Origin of the sequence: Streptomyces sp. NPDC091281 (assembly GCF_044757425.1) — a bacterium.
In the GTDB taxonomy this organism is placed as follows: Bacteria; Actinomycetota; Actinomycetes; order Streptomycetales; family Streptomycetaceae; genus Streptomyces.
This window is the reverse complement of the sequence record NZ_JBIVUY010000004.1, coordinates 389598-405385: the sequence shown is the minus strand read 5'-3', so window position 1 is coordinate 405385 and position 15788 is coordinate 389598. Positions and strand designations below refer to the sequence as shown.

Here is a 15788-nt window from a genome sequence, read left to right as displayed (position 1 = left end):
CAGCCCCGCAGGTCCCCCGTAGGTCCCGTAGTCCTCTAGGGTCGCCGCTTGCCGTCAGCCCTTGCTCACCGCCGCCAGGATCTCCGGGAGGCGGGCCGCCGTGCGCGGGGCCGCGAGCCGCAGCCCGAGGACGGCGATCGCGGCGCCGTAGACGGCTCCCACGGGCAGCAGGAGCCACGTCAGGTCCGTGCCGCCCGAGGAGACGTGCAGCCAGACGGTCAGACCGATCACCGGGGCGCACAGCAGGGCGGCGGCGACCATCCCGCCGAGGATCGAGATCCAGGCCAGCCCCGCCTGCCCCGGAGCCACGTTCTTGTGGCCCTCCTGGGGGATGGAGTACGGGAAGCGGGCGGAGGCCCACGCGCCGGTCGCCAGCATCGCGCCGAGCAGTGCCAGCGACAGCCCCAGGGCCTCCGGCAGCCGCGACCAGGCGCCCAGCATGGCCGTCGTGAGGGCCGTCACCAGCACCGTGTAAGGCAGGGTGATCACCAGCAGGGCCAGGGCCCGCGCCCGGAGTTCGGCGTACGCGTCGCGGGGCGAGGAGATGGTGAGGGCGACCATCCAGAACGCGGAGGTGTCCTGGCCGAACTGGTTGTACATCTGAACGCCGAGCATCCCCGCCGCGAAGCACGCGAAGTAGACCGAGCCGGTGCCCTGGAGGGCGTTGAACACCGGCACGATCAGCCCGATGGCCAGCGAGGTCGCCCACGCCGCCTTGGTCTTCGGGTCGCGCCAGATGTACCGCAGGCTGCGCTCCATGACCGTGCCCGTACGGCCGTCCGGCAGCAGCCGTCGGCCGCCGCCCGCCGTGGCGGCCCGCTCGCGCGCGGAGGGTCCGGCGGCCTGGAGGGTGGAGCCGTCGGGCGCGGTCATCAGCCGGGTCAGGCTCCGCGTCCAGGCCGCCAGCAGCAGCGCCAGCGCCGCCCCGCTCACCGCGAACCGGGCCAGGGCGACGCCGTACGACCCGTCGCTCGCCGCGTCCACCGCGCCGAAGACGGAGGCGGGCGGCACCCAGGCGAGGACGTCGCCGAGCGGGTCGAGCTGCCCGAGCCCGGCCGAACCGAGGCGCTGCGCGCCGAAGTTGACGACCTGCGCGCCGATCGCGACGAGCAGCCCGCTCAGCACCGCGAGGTCACGTCCCCGGCGGCTGGTGAGCAGCCGGAGGTTGGCGGTGGCGACGGTCCGCGCGAACGCCACGCACAGCAGCAGCCCGAGGACGACCGCGGGCACCGCGACGGCGTACGCGACGGCGCCGTGCGCGACGGCGACCGCCGAGCCGGTCAGCATCAGCACCGTGAACAGCGGGCCGATGCCCACCAGGGACGCCGCGAGCAGCGCGCGCACCAGGGGGCGGGGCCGCAGCGGCAGCATCACCAGGCGGGTCGGGTCGAGGGTCTCGTCGCCGCTGGGGAAGAACAGCGGCATCACCGCCCAGCCGAGCCCCAGGACGGCCACCAGCAGCACCACGAGGGACGCCGCGTGCTCGTGCCCGCGCAGCGCGATCAGGCCGAGCAGCTGGAGCGCGGCGATCAGGAGCGTCACGACGGCGGACGCGACGTACGCGGCCCGCCGACCGCCGGACTGCCGCAGCCCGTTGCGCAGCAGCGCCAGCTTCAGCCGTACGACGGTGCCGGTCAGGCCGGTCGCCCCCGCCGTACGCGGCGCACCGGCCGCCCCGGTGGTGGCCGCCCGGCCGGTGGTGCCCGTCGCGCCGGTCGTGTCCGTCGGGCCGGTCATCGGGCGCCGCCGCCGAGCCAGTCGAGGTCGGAGCCGGTGTCGCGGCCCTGCGCGCCGACGAGGTGGAGGAACGCCTGCTGGAGGGAGGGTGCGTCGCCGCGCACTTCGGCGAGGGTGCCGTGGGCGCGGATGCGGCCCGCCGCGAGGACGGCCACCCAGTCGCACAGCGACTCGACCAGCTCCATCACGTGGGAGGAGAAGACGACGGTGGCGCCGGAGGCGGTGTACCGCTCCAGGACCCCGCGGATGGTCTGCGCGGAGACCGGGTCGACGCCCTCGAACGGCTCGTCCAGGAAGAGGACTTCGGGGTTGTGCAGCAGTGCGGCGGCGAGGCCGATCTTCTTGCGCATGCCGGTCGAGTAGTCGACCACCAGCTTGTGCTGGGCGCCCGCCAGGTCGAGGACGTCGAGGAGCTGGGTGGCGCGCTTGTCGACCTCGGCGCCGGGCAGTCCGCGCAACTGGCCGCTGTAGGCGAGGAGTTCGCGCCCCGACAGCCGCTCGAAGAGCCGCAGCCCCTCGGGCAGCACCCCGATCCGGGCCTTCACCTCGGCGGGGTCGCGCCACACGTCGTGCCCGGCCACCTCCACGGTGCCCTGGTCGGGGCGGAGCAGCCCGGTCACCATCGAGAGCGTGGTGGTCTTCCCCGCGCCGTTGGGCCCGACCAGTCCGATGAACTTCCCCGCGGGCAGATCGAGATCGATCCCGCCCACGGCCACCTGCTCCCCGAACCGCTTCCAGAGCCCCCGCACCCGCACAGCGACCCCACCACTACCACCCTCGGACGTCATACCCGCACCCTAAGACCCCCAGCCCCCCTGACACCCCCCTCAGGGGCACGGGGAACCGCGCACGGCACCCTCAACCACCGCGCGCCCCTGAACTCCGGCCCGCCCACGAATCCCGCACCCTCAGCGGGCGCCTCCTTACCGATCCCGCCCGCACGCGTACGCCAGCGGGGACATCAGTTCCTCCGCGTCGGGGAGCCAGCGGTTGGCGGGGGTGGGGCGGCAGGCCCACTGGACGGCGCCGCGGGAGCCGAAGCGGGTCGGGGGCGCGGCCACGTAGCCGCCCTCGCCGAGCGTGACGAGGTCCAGGGAGGCGATCGACCAGCCCAGCTTCCGTACCAGGTCGGGCACCTTCGCCGACGCGCCCGGCAGGACGAAGAACTGCATGCGCCGGTCCGGCGTCAGCGTGACCGGCCCCAGCGTCAGTTCCATCCGCTCCATGCGGGCCAGCGCGAGGAACCCGGCCGTCTCCGGCACGGACAGCGCGTCGAAGGTGCGCCCGGTGGGCAGCAGGATCGACGCGGTCGGCTGCTTCTGCCACATGCGGCGCGCGGCCGTCGCGCTGCCGGTGGCCTGCGTCGCCCAGTCCCGGCGCGCCGGGTGCGCCCCCGGAGCCGGGCACTCCGCGTCCTCGCAGGAGCAGCGCTCCAACCCGTCGACGGGTTCCAGCCAGGTGCCGGGAAAGACGTCCCAGTGACGTTCCTCGGTGTACCGCACGGCTGTCTCCAGCAGCGATTCCCCGCGCTGCTTCGGGATCTGGGTGGCGTCGGCGCCCGCGATGGTGTCTTCCACGGTGAACACAACTCCGGTCGTCACCAGGAGTTACGCCCACCGCTGTGCGCGGGGGAGGGGCATCGCACCCGGGTCCGGGGCGCATCGATGCACGCGCGGGGGCGCGCGGCGGGAACGGGCGCGGATCGGGGTAGTGAGGCCGGGGCGGGTCGGCCGGACCGGTCGGAGCACCGCAAAACCGGCGGGGTCCGGGCGTGGGGCCCGGCCGGATTCCGGCGGGACTCCCGTGGGTTTCCGTCGGGACCCCGGTGGGATTTTCGGTGACGCGTTCGCGCGATTCCGGCAATCCACCCAAGTCTCGCATTCTCACGGTGTTCGCTGGGCATTGATCTTCCCGGCCGGGACTTTCCGGTCGAAGGACGCGAGAACGCCGGAACGCCGGAACGTCAGAAACACGAGAACGCGAGAACGCGAGAACACGTCAACTCGGTACGCGGCACAGCAGTAACGCAGTAACGCAGTAACCCAGCAACTCCGTAACTCAATGACTCGGTCACTCGGTGCGAGGAACAGTCACCGCAGCCACAGGGGGTAGTGCCCATGGCCGCAAGGCCTCTCGTCGCGCGGCAGCCGAACGAACGGTTGCAGGCGCTCATCCAGGAAGCGGGCTGCTCGAACGCCGGTCTGGCCCGCCGCGTCAACATGTGCGGCGCCGAACACGGCCTCGACCTGCGCTACGACAAGACGTCGGTGGCCCGTTGGCTGCGCGGCCAGCAGCCCCGGGGGCGTGCGCCCGCGGTCATCGCCGAGGCGCTCGGCCGCAAGCTGGGCCGGACCGTCACCATCGACGAGATCGGCATGGCCAACGGCAAGAACCTCGCGTCGGGCGTCGGGCTCCAGTTCTCGCCGACCGTCCTCGGGGCGATCGAGCAGGTCTGCGAGCTGTGGCGCAGCGACGTGGGCCGCCGGGACTTCCTCACCGGGTCGTCGGTGGCCGCGTCGGCGCTGGTGGAACCCAGCCGTGACTGGCTGATCTCCGCGGCGGACGCCCAGGTCGCCCGCTCGGCGGGGCCCCGCGTGGGACTCTCCGACGTGGCAGCAGTGAAGGCGATGACCCGCGCCCTCGTGACCCTGGACCACCAGTACGGCAGCGGGCACGTCCGCCCGGTCGTCGTGCACTACCTCAACAGCGTGGTCTCCGGTCTGCTCGCCGGGTCCTACCGCGAGGCCGTCGGGCGGGAACTCTTCGCGGCCGTGGCCCGGTTGACCGAGCTGGCGGGGTACATGGCCGTCGACACCGGTCAACCCGGCCTGGCCCAGCGGTACTACATCCAGGCACTGCGCCTCGCGCAGGCGGCGGGCGACCGCGGCTACGGCGGGTACGTGCTGGCCGCCTCCATGAGCCACCTCGCCGCGCAGCTCGGGAACCCGCGCGAGATCGCCCAGTTGGCGCGGGCCGCGCAGGAGGGCGCGCGCGGCCGGGTGACCGCGCGGGCCGAGTCGATGTTCCACGCGGCGGAGGCCAGGGGGCACGCGTTACTCGGCGACGTACGGGCGGCGCAGACGGCCGCCGGGCGGGCGGTGGCCTCGCTGGAGGCGGCCGACCCGGAGTCCGGGGACGACCCGCCGTGGATCGAGCACTTCGACGAGGCCTATCTCGCCGACGAGTTGGCACACTGTCACCGTGACCTCGGCCAGGCGGAGGCGGCGGCGCGGTACGCGCAGCGGTCGCTGGCCGGGCATCCGCCGGGCCGCGCGCGGCGGCGGGCCATCGGCTATGTGCTGTTGGCCACGGCCCAGGTGCAGCAACGCGAGATCGAGGAGGCGTGCAACACCGGCCTGAAAGCGGTGGAGTTGCTGGAGACGCTCCGCTCCAACCGGGGCGCGGAGTATCTGGAGGATCTCCAGCAGCGGCTGGAGCCGTTCCGGGAGGAGCCGGTGGTCAGGGAGTTCGGGGCGCGGCTCGATCTCCAGGCCGCCGCGTGAGACGCCGGGGCGCGCGGGCGTGAACCGACGGCGGCCGTCCCGCGTAGGAAGGGCGGCGGCGGGTACAGCGCACGGCGCCCCGGTTTCGTCACACCCCCGCCGCCGGGCGGGAGATCGCCACTGAGCTGCGTGGCACGGGGTTCCGGGGACCCGGTAGCGTGAACCGACGATTCCGAAGGTCCCCCAGTCGTAGGAGTCCCGGTGACGCAGAGTGGACAGGGCGAGGAGCCCTCGGCGCGGCCCGCGCGCGAAGGCATCGTGCTGCCCTCCGACGGCGGTGAACCCCTGCTGCCCGGCATGACGCAGGTGCCGCCGCAGCCCTCCCGCCCCGGCCGCTCCCGGCCCGCCGAGGAGCGGCCCGCCCCGCAGCCGTACGACGAAACCCCCTACGGGCAGGACCAGTACGGGCAGGGCCAGTACGGGAGCCAGTACGGCCAGGACCCCTACGGCGGGGACCAGTACGGCCAGCCTCACCAGCAGGGCCAGCACAGCCAGCAGGGCCAGCCTCAGCAGCAGGGCCAGTACGGGCAGGACCCGTACCGCCAGGACGCGTACGGCACGCAGCAGCCGTCCATCGGCGAGGCCTGGTCCGCACAGGCCCCGCCGCAGGCGCAGGCCCAGCCGCAGGGGCCGGGTCCCGGTCCGCTGCCGCCTGAGGGTGCCCCGGCGCCGTCGTACGGCGGTCCCCAGCAGCCGGCGTACGGCGGTCAGGGTCTGCCCGGCGCGGGGCCGCTGCCGCCCGTCGACGAGGGCGCGACCCAGTTCATACCGCCCGTCACGGCCGGGCCGCCGATACCGGCCGACGAGGGCGCCACCCAGTTCCTGCCGCCGGTCCCCGCCGCGCCGGACGAGGGCGCCACGCAGTTCCTGCCGCCGGTCGCGCCGGGCGCGCTGCCGCCCGAGAACCCGGCGGAGTCCACCCACTACCTCGGCCAGGCCCCGCGCCAGGCCGCGGGACCGTACCCGGGCGCGGGCGACCACCCCGACGCGCAGACCACCCAGTACATCCCGCCCGTGCCCGGCGGTCAGGGCCCGCCCTCCTACGGCGGTGGCGGTGCGGGTGCCGGTGGCGAGCGGCAGCCCCCGGCCGAGTTCGACAACCTCTTCCGCACCGGCCCCGGCGGCGACTCCCCGGCCGCGGCCACCCAGCACCTGCCCCGCGTCACCGACACCGATCCGCCGCACCCCGGCGGCGGTCCCCGCGGCCCGCGCGGTCCGCGCGACGAGGGCCGCGGCTCCCGCTCGGGCGGCGGCGGGACGGGGCGTTCGGGCCGGGGCGGCTCCAAGGTGCCGCTGATCGTGGCGGTCGGCGTGGCCCTGGCCGTGATCGGTGTCGGCGCGGGCGCGCTGATGGCCGGCGGGGGCGGCGGCGAGGCCGACGACAGCCGCACCGTGGCGGCCTCGCAGTCCGCCACCGACGACTCCGGTTCCGGTTCCGGCTCCGATTCCGCGGACGCGGCGAAGGAGCAGGCCGAGGCGCTGGACAAGCTGCTCGCGGACAGCGGCAGCAGCCGCGCCTCGGTGATCGCGGCGGTCGCCGACGTGAAGCGCTGCGGCAACCTCGCCCAGGCCGCGACCGATCTGCGGGACGCGGGACGGCAGCGCACCGGGCTGGTGACGAAGCTGGAGGGGCTGAGCGTGGACAAGCTGCCCCAGCACGCCGCGCTGACCGCCGCCCTCACCAAGGCCTGGCAGGCGTCCGCGTCCGCCGACGACCACTACGCGGCCTGGGCCGACCAGGTCGCCGCCCAGCGCGGCAAGCTGTGCCGCAAGGGGCAGGCCCGCTCCACCGGCGACACCCAGCAGGGCAACCGGGCCAGCGGCACCGCCACGGCGCAGAAGGCCAAGGCGGCCCAGCTGTGGAACACGATCGCCCGCACGTACGGCCTGACGGAGCGCCAGCCGACCCAGCTCTGACCGCCGCCCGGCCGGTTCCCGGAGGCGGACCGCCCGCCTCCGCAGGGCCTGCCGCCGGTCGGGGTCCGGGTCCGCCCGTAGGGGTCCGGGTCCGCCCGTAGGGGTCTGGGGCCGGGTCCGGGTCCGCCCGTAGGGGGCCGGTGTCCTACCCCGCCCGCAGCCCCGCCAGCAGCACCTCCAGCGCCAGGTCCGTGGCCTCGTCGACGGGGGTGTCGTCGAGGAGGCCGCCGACGGCGAGGGCGGCCAGGCCGTGCACGGTGGAGAAGGCGACCTGCGCGAGGCGGACCGGGTCGCCGGGGCGGACCGCGCCGGCCCGCTGCGCCTCCGCGACGAGCCCGGCCGCGAGGTCCAGGCTGCGGTGCGCGATCCGGTCCAGCTCCGGGCTCGCGTCCTCCTCGTGCTTCGCGGTGAACATCAGCCCCAGCAGCGCGGCCCGCTCGGTGGCGAACGCCACGTAGACGCGGCCCAGTTCGGCGAGGCGCGCCTCCACCGTGCCCTCCCCGTCCACGGCCTCCTCCAGCCGCCGGTTGAGGTCGGTGAAGCCGCCGGTGACCAGCGCGTCCAGGACGGCCTGGCGGTCGCGGAAGTGCCGGGTCGGGGCCGCGTGGCTGACCCCGAGGTCGCGGGCGAGCCCGCGCAGCGACAGCGCGGCGACCCCGGACTCGGCGAGCACGGCCTCCGCCCGGGTCAGCAGCGCGGCCCTCAGGTTGCCGTGATGGTAGGAACCCTCGGCCACGGAAAACACCCTCCTCGATCCCCCGGCCGCTCCCGCACCCGGATGTTGTCGGTTGACTACAATGATGGCACGTGCCTACATTGGTGGGGTCGTTCCTGTCCCGTCCCGTTCCCGACCAGCGGAGCACTGCCATGTCCACCCTGTCTTATCAGGGCACCACCGCCCTGATCACCGGCGCCAGCTCCGGCCTCGGCGCGGAGTTCGCCCGCCAGTGGGCCGAGCGCGGCGCCGACGTCGTCCTCGTCGCCCGCCGCCTCGACCGGCTGGAGGGCCTCGCCGCCGAGCTGGAGAAGACCTACCGCGTCAAGGCCACGCCCGTCGCCGCCGACCTCGCCCGGCCCGGCGCGGGCACCGCCCTGCGCGACGAACTGGACGCGCGCGGCATCGCGGTCCACACCCTCATCAACAACGCGGGCTTCGGCAGCCACGGCGCCTTCCTGGAACAGGACCCGGCGCAGGTCACGGAGATGATCCAGCTCAACATCACCGCCGTCGCCGACCTCACCCGCGCCTTCCTGCCCCGCCTCGCCGCCGACGGCCGCGGCGCCCTGGTCACGGTCGCCAGCACGGCCGCCTACCAGCCCACCCCCGCCATGGCCGTCTACGGCGCCACCAAGGCGTTCGTCCTCCACTTCACCGAGGCCCTCGCCTACGAGACCCGCGGCTCGGGCCTGCGCGTCCTCACCGTCTCCCCGGGCCCGGTCGAGACCGAGTTCTTCGACGTCGTCGGCACCCGGGACGCCGTGGTCGGCCGGGTCTCCACCGCCGTCGACGTCGTCACCGCCGCCCGCCGCGCCCTGGAACGCCGCTCCACCCCGCCCAGCGTCGTCGCGGGCCTCGGCAACCGCCTCTCCGCCGCCGCGGTCCGCCTCGCCCCCCGCCGCGTCGTCCTCACCCTGGCGGGCCGCTCCCTCAAGGCCTGACCCGCACCCCCGACCCGTACGACCCCGAGGCGCGCCCCTCACGCCCCGTGCCACCCGTACGGACCCGTACGGGTCCTGCACCCCGTACGACCCGAGGCGCGACCGGACGGCCCGTGCGACCCGTACGACCCCGAGGCGCGACCCGTGCGACCCGTACGCCCTGTGAGGGGCGGCCCGTACGGCCCGCGGCGAACGGCCGTGCTGTCTAGGCTGGGGCCATGTCCACCGCAACTCCCGCCCAGCCGCCGCCCCTTGCCGACCCCGCGGAGCTGATCGCGGACCCGTACGCGGCCTACGCGCGGCTGCGCGAGGCGGGTCCCGTCCACCGGATCACCGGCACCGACGGCCTCCCCGCCTGGCTCGTCACCCGCTACGACGACGTGCACCGGGCCCTCGCCGACCCCCGGCTGTCGCTCGACAAGCGGCGGGCCAGACCGGGCGGTTACCGCGGTCTGGCCCTGCCGCCCGCGCTGGACGCCAACCTGCTCAACATGGACCCGCCGGACCACACCCGCATCCGCCGCCTGGTCTCCCGGGCGTTCACCCCGCGCCGGGTGGAACGCCTGCGGGAACCGGTCCGGCGCACCGCCGACGCGCTGCTCGACGCGATCGAACCGCTCGGCCGCGCCGACCTCATCGCCTCGTACGCGGCGCCGCTGCCCATCATCGTGATCTGCGACCTGCTGGGCGTACCGGCCGACGACCGGCGGGACTTCCGGGCCTGGACGGACACCCTCATCGCGCCCGACCCGGCCCGGCCCGAGCAGGCCCGGGACGCCGTCCGCTCGGTGGTGGGCTTCTTCACCGGACTCCTCGCCGCCAAGCGGGCCGCCCCCGCCGACGACCTGCTCTCCGCGCTCATCGCCGTACGCGACGACGGCGACGGCGCGGGCGGCGGGGGTGCGGACCGGCTGACCGAGGACGAACTCATGTCCCTGGCCTTCCTGATCCTCTTCGCCGGGTACGAGAACACCGTCCACCTCATCGGCAACGCCACCCTCGCCCTGCTCCGGCACCCCGACCAGCTCGCCGCGCTGCGCGCCGATCGCGCCCTGCTGGGCCCCGCCGTCGAGGAACTGGCCCGCTGGGACGGGCCCGTGCCGCTCGCCATCCGCCGGTTCCCCACCGAGGACGTCACGATCGGCGGGGTCGTCGTCCCGGCCGGGGAGACCGTCCTGCTCTCCCTCGCCGCCGCCCACCGCGACCCGCGCCGCTTCCCCGACCCCGACCGGCTCGACCTGGGCCGCGACGCCACCGGCCATCTCGCCCTCGGGCACGGCATCCACTACTGCCTCGGCGCGCCCCTGGCCCGGATGGAGACCGAGATCGCCCTCGGCGCGCTCCTCGACCGCTTCCCCCGGCTCGCCCTCGACCTCCCGGCGGGTGGCCCGCGGCACCGGCCGTCGATGCGCTCCCGCGGCCTGCTCGACCTGCCCGTGCGCTACTGAACGGGGCCGGTGCTCCGGCTCAGTCGACGTCCGCGTTCTCCAGTGTCTTCGTCACGTCCGTGAAGTCGTCGCGGGCGGCGACCAGGCGGCCCTGGCGGACCGTCTGGAGGGTGACGTCGGCGTTGACCAGGCGGGGGAAGCCGATCGAGGCGAGGCGGTCGCTGAAGCCCCAGCGCAGGGTGGGGGTGAGGCCGCCGGTGTCGATCTTCAGGCCGTCGTCCAGGGCCCTGGTGAGCGTGTCCGCGGTCACCGGTCCGCCCTCCAGGGACTCGACCGCCTGCCGGAAGACCGTGTAGGCGATCCACGTGGTCTGCACCCCGGTGTCCGCCGGGTCGATCCGGGTGTCGGAGAAGGCGCTCTCCTTGATCACCTTCCGCATCGGCTCCCAGCGCGCGTCGTCCGCCACCGGGTACCAGCCCGTGACGTACGCCCCCTCGAAGGCGCTCGACGCGCCGCCCGTGGAGTTGATGACGGCCTGGTCGACGCTGCCGAGGACGGTCGCGGTGCGGACCGCCGGGTAGTCGTCGCGGCTGCGGCGGAAGGAGTCCATGAAGGTGCCGGTGCGGTCACCGAGGGCCGGGACGACACAGCCCTTGTCGCCGTCACCGTCACCGTTCGAGGACGACCCGGACGACCCCGACAGCCCCGGCGGGTCCGCCGAGGCCTTCTCCAGGGCCGCGTCGGCCTGCTCCCCGTACTCGGTGGCGTCCTCCGCGGCCCGCTGGTCCACCGCGGCGTCGTGGCCGCCCGCCTTCAGACCGGCGTCGAGCATCGCGGGCAGCGTGTCGCCCGCGATGGTGTCCGGGCGGACCAGCGCCACCGGGCCGCAGCTCGCCGCCAGCTCCCGGCCGAGACCGGCCAGCAGGGCGGGCTGACCTCCGTTGACCGGGTAGGAGAGCGGGCTGGTGAACTCGGCGTCGGTGACGCCGTAGCCGCCGATGTAGGGGATGCCCGCGCCTTCGAGGTGGGGCATGAACGACTCGGAGTGCTGGCTGTAGGAGCCGATCACCGCGACCGCCTTCGCCTTCACCGCCTGCCGGGCGCACTTCGCGGCGTCCACGGGCTCGTTGTGGTCGTTGCAGGTCAGGACCTTGATCTTCCGGCCGTCCAGCCCGCCGTCGGCGTTGATCCACCGGCCGTAGGCGCGGGCGAAGGCGGGCATGCCGGGCTTGTTGGTCGCGCCGGTCCCCTCCGGGGCCCACGTCATCACCACGATGGTGTCGTCCCCGGAGCCCGCGCCGCCGGGGGCGAGCCCGCAGCCCGCCGCGAGCGTCGTACAGGCCAGCAGGACGGCCACCGAACGGGCTGGGGAACCCAGAAGCCCGGAGGTGCGTAGGGAGCGGAGGAGGACTCTGCCTCGGGTGCGTCGACTGCCGGTCATGTCCACGCACGATTCCGCCACATCGCTAACCCGCGAGTGACCCGTGGGCAACGAAGGGTGACGGAGAGGTGAATTGCGGGGGCTGATGAGGTGCCCGGAGCGCGGAAAACGTACGATCGACGACCGTGCAAGGTTCGGAGAACTCTTCCCGTCGCGGCCGTCGCTCCTCCACCATGGGCGGCATGCCACTCAACGACATGCCGTGGTGGCGCTGGCGCAGCAATGTGCGCTCCGCGCTGCACATGCTCTCCGACCCGGCGTTCCAGCACGAGGTCTGGCTGGCCGGTGCCGAGGGGTACGGGGACGTCACCGACGCCGTGTACCGCCTGGTCGAGGACACCTGGCTGGACAACTGGTCCGCCGAGAAGTACGTCGGCACGATCTTCCGCGACTCGCAGGAGGCCGCGCTCGTCGACACCGCCGTGCTGCGGGTGCTGCGCATCATGCACCAGGTCGGGCCGGACGCGCCCGTCTCCGCCTACCTCCAGCACGAGGCGTGGCCGGAGGCGGTCCGGGCGGCGCGCGACGCGCACGTACGGATGGCGACCGCCGACGCCGACGAGCCGGACGCGCCGCCGCGCACCCTGGAGGTCCTGCGGATCATGACGCGGTCCGCGTAGCCGGACGGGCGGGCGGTCCGCGTGGCGGAACGGTTCCGACCGGTGGGGGCCGCCGTGAGACCCTGTCGGGCATGAACGAGCCGTCCGCCCGAGCCGCGGTGCCCCCCGCCGACCAGTACGTCCTCACGCTCTCCTGCCCGGACAAACAGGGCATCGTGCACGCCGTGTCGAGCTACCTCTTCATGACCGGCTGCAACATCGAGGACAGCCAGCAGTTCGGTGACCACGACACGGGACTGTTCTTCATGCGCGTCCACTTCTCCGCCGACGCGCCGGTCACCGTCGACAAGCTGCGGGCCAGCTTCGCCGCGATCGGCGACTCCTTCCACATGGACTGGCAGATCAACCGCGGCGACGAGAAGATGCGGATCGTGCTGCTCGTCAGCAAGTTCGGGCACTGCCTCAACGACCTGCTGTTCCGCGCGCGGACCGGGGCCCTGCCGGTCGAGATCGCGGCCGTCGTGTCCAACCACACCGACTTCGCCGAACTGGTCGGCTCCTACGGCATCCCCTTCCACCACATCCCGGTCACACGCGACACCAAGGCGGCGGCGGAGGCGCGGCTGCTGGAGATCGTGCGTGAGGAAGGGATCGAGCTGGTCGTGCTCGCGCGGTACATGCAGGTGCTGTCGGACGACCTCTGCAAGCAGCTGAGCGGGCGGATCATCAACATCCACCACTCGTTCCTGCCGAGCTTCAAGGGGGCGAAGCCGTACCACCAGGCGCACGCGCGGGGCGTGAAGCTGATCGGGGCCACCGCGCACTATGTGACCGCGGACCTCGACGAGGGGCCGATCATCGAGCAGGAGGTCGAGCGGGTGGGGCACGACGTCGGGCCCGATCAGCTGGTCGCCGTCGGGCGGGACGTCGAGTGCCAGGCGCTGGCGCGGGCCGTGAAGTGGCATGCGGAGCGGAGGATTCTGCTCAACGGTGCGCGGACGGTGGTCTTCGCGTAGCCGCCTGCGGCGGGCCTCGCGGTCGGGGTGGGGGTGCGTGTCGTGTGGGTCGGCCTGCGGGCCGGCGTCGGCCTGCGGGCCGGTGGGGGCTGGTCGCGCAGTTCCCCGCGCCCCTGAGGACCACCGGGCGGTGGGCGGGTGCGGGTGCGTCGTGGCCGGTCGCGCAGTTCCCCGCGCCCCTGAGTGCCCCCTGCGGGGGCAGCCTTCGCCCGTGGGCGGGTGCGGGTCGCGTCGTGGCTGGTCGCGCAGTTCCCCGCGCCCCTGGGGGGCGGCCCCTGCGGGGCGCACCCTGCGGGGGTGGACGGGACTGTGGGTGGGCTTTCAAGTGCCGGGTGCGGGCAGGTTTTTCAGGGGCGCGGGGAACTGCGCGAACGGGCCCCGCCGGGCCGCACCCGGCGACGAGACGTGGCCGGTTTTTCAGGGGCGCGGGGAACTGCGCGAACGGGCCCCGCCGGGCCGCACCCGGCGACGAGACGTGGCTGGTTCCTCAGGGGCGCGGGGAACTGCGCGAACGGCCCCCGTCGGGCCGCACCCGGCGATGAGAGCTGCCGCCCCGGGGGCCCGCCGCGCCGCCTACATCCGGCTCAGTGACGCCGCCGCGAACAGGACGTCCCTGATCGCCGCGCGGTCGCCGAGCTGACCCGCCGCCGCGTCCTCCGGAGGAACCCGCCCTGCGGCGAGGCGGCAGAACTCCACGTCGTCGAGGGCGACATGCGCGACCTCGTGGTCGGCGGAGCCCACCGCCGCGGGGGAGTCCAGCGGGATGAGCCACTGGCCGCCGCCCCGCCCCTCGATCTCCAGCCGCAGACTGCGGCCGGGCCGCCCGGCGGGGGCGAGGTGGCGTCCGGGCGCGGGCGAGGCCAGCCCGGTCCGCCGCCGCTCGGCCAGCGCGCCGGGCAGCATCCGCGCCGCCAGGTCGATCATGTCGTGCAGATGCCGCGGCGCGGGCGGCTTGTACGGGTAGCTGACCGCGTCCGCGATGTCCTCCCCGTGCACCCAGCACTCGAACGCCCGGTCCAGCAGCGCGTCCCGCAGAGGCAGGTCGAAGGCGCCGTACGACACGGGCATCGTGCCGGGGCCGCCGCCGGTGAACGACACCGTGCGCACCACGGCGTGGGTCTGCTCCCGCCACGGGCCGCGCACGGTCCGGGTCGGCGGGAACCTCCCGGCCGCCCAGAACGCGTCCGTGCGGTCCGTCGGCGACCCGGGCCGCCCGGCCTCGCCGTCGCCGGTGACCGCGGCCAGCGGGTCGTCGAGGCCGAGGGCGAGCGCGACGAGGCCGTCCACGGCGAGGAGGTGGGCGATGACCCCGGCGACGGTGGTCCGGCGGCCCGTCGCCTCCTTGCCCTCGAACCAGCGCAGCCGTACCGGCGCGTGCCACTCGCCGTCGCCGAAGTCCTGGAGCAGCGCGTCCAGCCGCGCGGTCTCCGTGTCGTAGGCGCGAGCCCACTCGGGCACCGGGATGCGCGGCGGTCGCCGGTCGAGGCAGGCTTCCAGGACGCGGGCGCGCAGGCCGGGATCGAGGTCGAGGCTGTCGGGGCGCTGGAGCAGGCCGACCGCCTCCCGCAGCCGCCGCGCCTCGTCGGCGCAGGCACCGCACTCCCCGAGGTGCTCCTCGACGGCCTCGGTCTCGGCGACGGAGCAGGCGGCCAGCGCCCACGCGCCGAGCAGCGCCTTCAGCACCCGGTGGTCGAGCCGCAGCGGGGCGCGTGCCGGGGCCGGGTCGGGCAGCGGGCGTCCGCCGTCCTCGACGGAGGCGCGGGGCACCGGTACGCGGGCCGCCGCCCGGTCGGGCTCGCGGTGCCCGCCGTGGCCGCCGTCGCGGTCCCCGTCGTAGGCCTCGGAGTGTCCCCATTCGGTCACGCGGCACCTCCGTAGCCGGGCGGGGCGCCGGGCGCGGCGGTGTCGTGGGCGGTGGCGAGGAGTTGGAGGCCGAGGCGGAGCCGCCGGCGGGCCTCGTCCTCGGTGACGCCGAGGTCGGCGGCGGTCTGGCGGTAGTCGCGGCGCTCGAAGTAGGCGAGTTCGAGGGCGTCGCGCAGCGGGGTGGGCATGGACTGGACGATGTAGTCGGCGCGGGCGGCGACGGAGGCGTGGCGGACGGTGCCCTCCAGGTGGGCGCGTTCCTCCGGGCCGTCGGAGCCGCCGCGGGCGAGGGCGGCGGTCCCGGTGGCGCGCAGCCGCTGGACGGCGAGCCGGTGGGTGAGGGCGGCGACCCAGGTGCGCAGCGGGCCCTGCCGGGGGTCGTAGGTGTCGGGGTGCTCCCAGGCGTGGAGGAAGACCTCGCGGGTGACGGTGTCGGCGGCGCGTTCGTCGTCGAGCACGCGGTGGGCGAGGCCGTGCACGAGGGAGGCGTACCGGTCGTACAGCTCGCCGAGGGCGGCGGCCTCGCCGCGGGCGAGCCGCTGCTGCATCTTGTGGTCCCAGCGGGGTGGTGCGTCCTTCGTCGCCATGCGGCCCCTCACCCCTGCGCGGCGCCCCTGCCGGGGCCTGTTCCTGTCCAGCGTGCGTGCACTGTCACCTCGAATGTAGTCGGCACGTCCGGCGACGCACGCCCCTTTGACGCAATG

Annotated in this window: 13 protein-coding genes; 6 read left to right on the top strand and 7 right to left on the bottom strand. The window is 74.8% G+C overall.

The features are described 5' to 3' along the window. Positions 1-54: 54 nt before the first annotated feature. The 3 genes from ACIQPQ_RS13350 to ACIQPQ_RS13340 all read right to left on the bottom strand — a co-directional run bounded on the left by ACIQPQ_RS13350 (position 55) and on the right by ACIQPQ_RS13340 (position 3323). Positions 55-1737, bottom strand: coding sequence for a transporter (locus ACIQPQ_RS13350; protein ID WP_401303190.1), 1683 nt, complete (start codon positions 1735-1737; stop codon positions 55-57). Further along, positions 1734-2525, bottom strand: a complete 792-nt coding sequence (locus tag ACIQPQ_RS13345) for an ABC transporter ATP-binding protein (protein WP_401303188.1) — start codon at positions 2523-2525, stop codon at positions 1734-1736. Before ACIQPQ_RS13345 ends, ACIQPQ_RS13350 begins: the two co-directional genes overlap by 4 nt. 135 nt (positions 2526-2660) lie before the next feature. Then, positions 2661-3323, bottom strand: coding sequence for a bifunctional DNA primase/polymerase (locus ACIQPQ_RS13340; RefSeq protein WP_401303186.1), 663 nt, complete (start codon positions 3321-3323; stop codon positions 2661-2663). Positions 3324-3854: 531 nt separating this feature from the next. Here ACIQPQ_RS13340 and ACIQPQ_RS13335 point away from each other — a divergent pair. Both ACIQPQ_RS13335 and ACIQPQ_RS13330 read left to right on the top strand, forming a co-directional pair. Next, complete coding sequence (locus tag ACIQPQ_RS13335) at positions 3855-5240, top strand: transcriptional regulator (protein WP_401303184.1); 1386 nt, start codon at positions 3855-3857, stop codon at positions 5238-5240. Positions 5241-5441: 201 nt separating this feature from the next. Beyond that, a complete protein-coding gene (locus ACIQPQ_RS13330) occupies positions 5442-7157 on the top strand; it encodes a hypothetical protein (protein ID WP_401303182.1) in 1716 nt (571 codons plus the stop codon). Between the two features lie 145 nt (positions 7158-7302). Here the strand turns inward: ACIQPQ_RS13330 and ACIQPQ_RS13325 are convergent, their stop codons facing one another. Further along, positions 7303-7893, bottom strand: a complete 591-nt coding sequence (locus ACIQPQ_RS13325; RefSeq protein WP_401303180.1) for a TetR/AcrR family transcriptional regulator — start codon at positions 7891-7893, stop codon at positions 7303-7305. A gap of 131 nt (positions 7894-8024) precedes the next feature. Here ACIQPQ_RS13325 and ACIQPQ_RS13320 point away from each other — a divergent pair, with 131 nt between their 5' ends. Both ACIQPQ_RS13320 and ACIQPQ_RS13315 read left to right on the top strand, forming a co-directional pair. Continuing rightward, entirely contained in the window at positions 8025-8816 is a 792-nt protein-coding gene (locus tag ACIQPQ_RS13320; RefSeq protein ID WP_383769384.1) for an SDR family NAD(P)-dependent oxidoreductase, read from the top strand. Between the two features lie 218 nt (positions 8817-9034). Further along, complete coding sequence (locus ACIQPQ_RS13315) at positions 9035-10264, top strand: cytochrome P450 (protein WP_401303178.1); 1230 nt, start codon at positions 9035-9037, stop codon at positions 10262-10264. Between the two features lie 19 nt (positions 10265-10283). Here ACIQPQ_RS13315 and ACIQPQ_RS13310 read toward each other — a convergent pair whose 3' ends face one another. Then, complete coding sequence (locus ACIQPQ_RS13310; protein WP_401303177.1) at positions 10284-11645, bottom strand: ABC transporter substrate-binding protein; 1362 nt, start codon at positions 11643-11645, stop codon at positions 10284-10286. 173 nt (positions 11646-11818) lie between these two features. Here ACIQPQ_RS13310 and ACIQPQ_RS13305 point away from each other — a divergent pair, with 173 nt between their 5' ends. Both ACIQPQ_RS13305 and purU read left to right on the top strand, forming a co-directional pair. Further along, positions 11819-12265: a hypothetical protein gene (locus ACIQPQ_RS13305; RefSeq protein ID WP_383769392.1), complete on the top strand. Its 447-nt coding sequence runs from the start codon at positions 11819-11821 to the stop codon at positions 12263-12265. Between the two features lie 71 nt (positions 12266-12336). Continuing rightward, positions 12337-13221, top strand: coding sequence for a formyltetrahydrofolate deformylase (purU, locus tag ACIQPQ_RS13300; RefSeq protein WP_401303174.1), 885 nt, complete (start codon positions 12337-12339; stop codon positions 13219-13221). A 573-nt stretch (positions 13222-13794) separates the two neighbouring features. Here purU and ACIQPQ_RS13295 read toward each other — a convergent pair. Further along, positions 13795-15084, bottom strand: a complete 1290-nt coding sequence (locus ACIQPQ_RS13295) for a maleylpyruvate isomerase N-terminal domain-containing protein (RefSeq protein WP_401303172.1) — start codon at positions 15082-15084, stop codon at positions 13795-13797. After that, positions 15081-15671, bottom strand: a complete 591-nt coding sequence (locus tag ACIQPQ_RS13290; protein WP_401303170.1) for a sigma-70 family RNA polymerase sigma factor — start codon at positions 15669-15671, stop codon at positions 15081-15083. Before ACIQPQ_RS13290 ends, ACIQPQ_RS13295 begins: the two co-directional genes overlap by 4 nt. Between the last annotated feature and the right edge of the window lie 117 nt (positions 15672-15788).

What these genes read in the sequence shown, in the direction of transcription:
- ACIQPQ_RS13350 (WP_401303190.1), bottom strand. Translation starts at nt 1,737, where the DNA reads ATGACCGGCCCGACGGACACGACCGGCGCGACGGGCACCACCGGCCGG.
- ACIQPQ_RS13345 (WP_401303188.1), bottom strand. Translation starts at nt 2,525, where the DNA reads ATGACGTCCGAGGGTGGTAGTGGTGGGGTCGCTGTGCGGGTGCGGGGG.
- ACIQPQ_RS13335 (WP_401303184.1), top strand. Translation starts at nt 3,855, where the DNA reads ATGGCCGCAAGGCCTCTCGTCGCGCGGCAGCCGAACGAACGGTTGCAG.
- ACIQPQ_RS13320 (WP_383769384.1), top strand. Translation starts at nt 8,025, where the DNA reads ATGTCCACCCTGTCTTATCAGGGCACCACCGCCCTGATCACCGGCGCC.
- ACIQPQ_RS13315 (WP_401303178.1), top strand. Translation starts at nt 9,035, where the DNA reads ATGTCCACCGCAACTCCCGCCCAGCCGCCGCCCCTTGCCGACCCCGCG.
- ACIQPQ_RS13310 (WP_401303177.1), bottom strand. Translation starts at nt 11,645, where the DNA reads ATGACCGGCAGTCGACGCACCCGAGGCAGAGTCCTCCTCCGCTCCCTA.
- ACIQPQ_RS13305 (WP_383769392.1), top strand. Translation starts at nt 11,819, where the DNA reads ATGGGCGGCATGCCACTCAACGACATGCCGTGGTGGCGCTGGCGCAGC.
- purU (WP_401303174.1), top strand. Translation starts at nt 12,337, where the DNA reads ATGAACGAGCCGTCCGCCCGAGCCGCGGTGCCCCCCGCCGACCAGTAC.
- ACIQPQ_RS13290 (WP_401303170.1), bottom strand. Translation starts at nt 15,671, where the DNA reads ATGGCGACGAAGGACGCACCACCCCGCTGGGACCACAAGATGCAGCAG.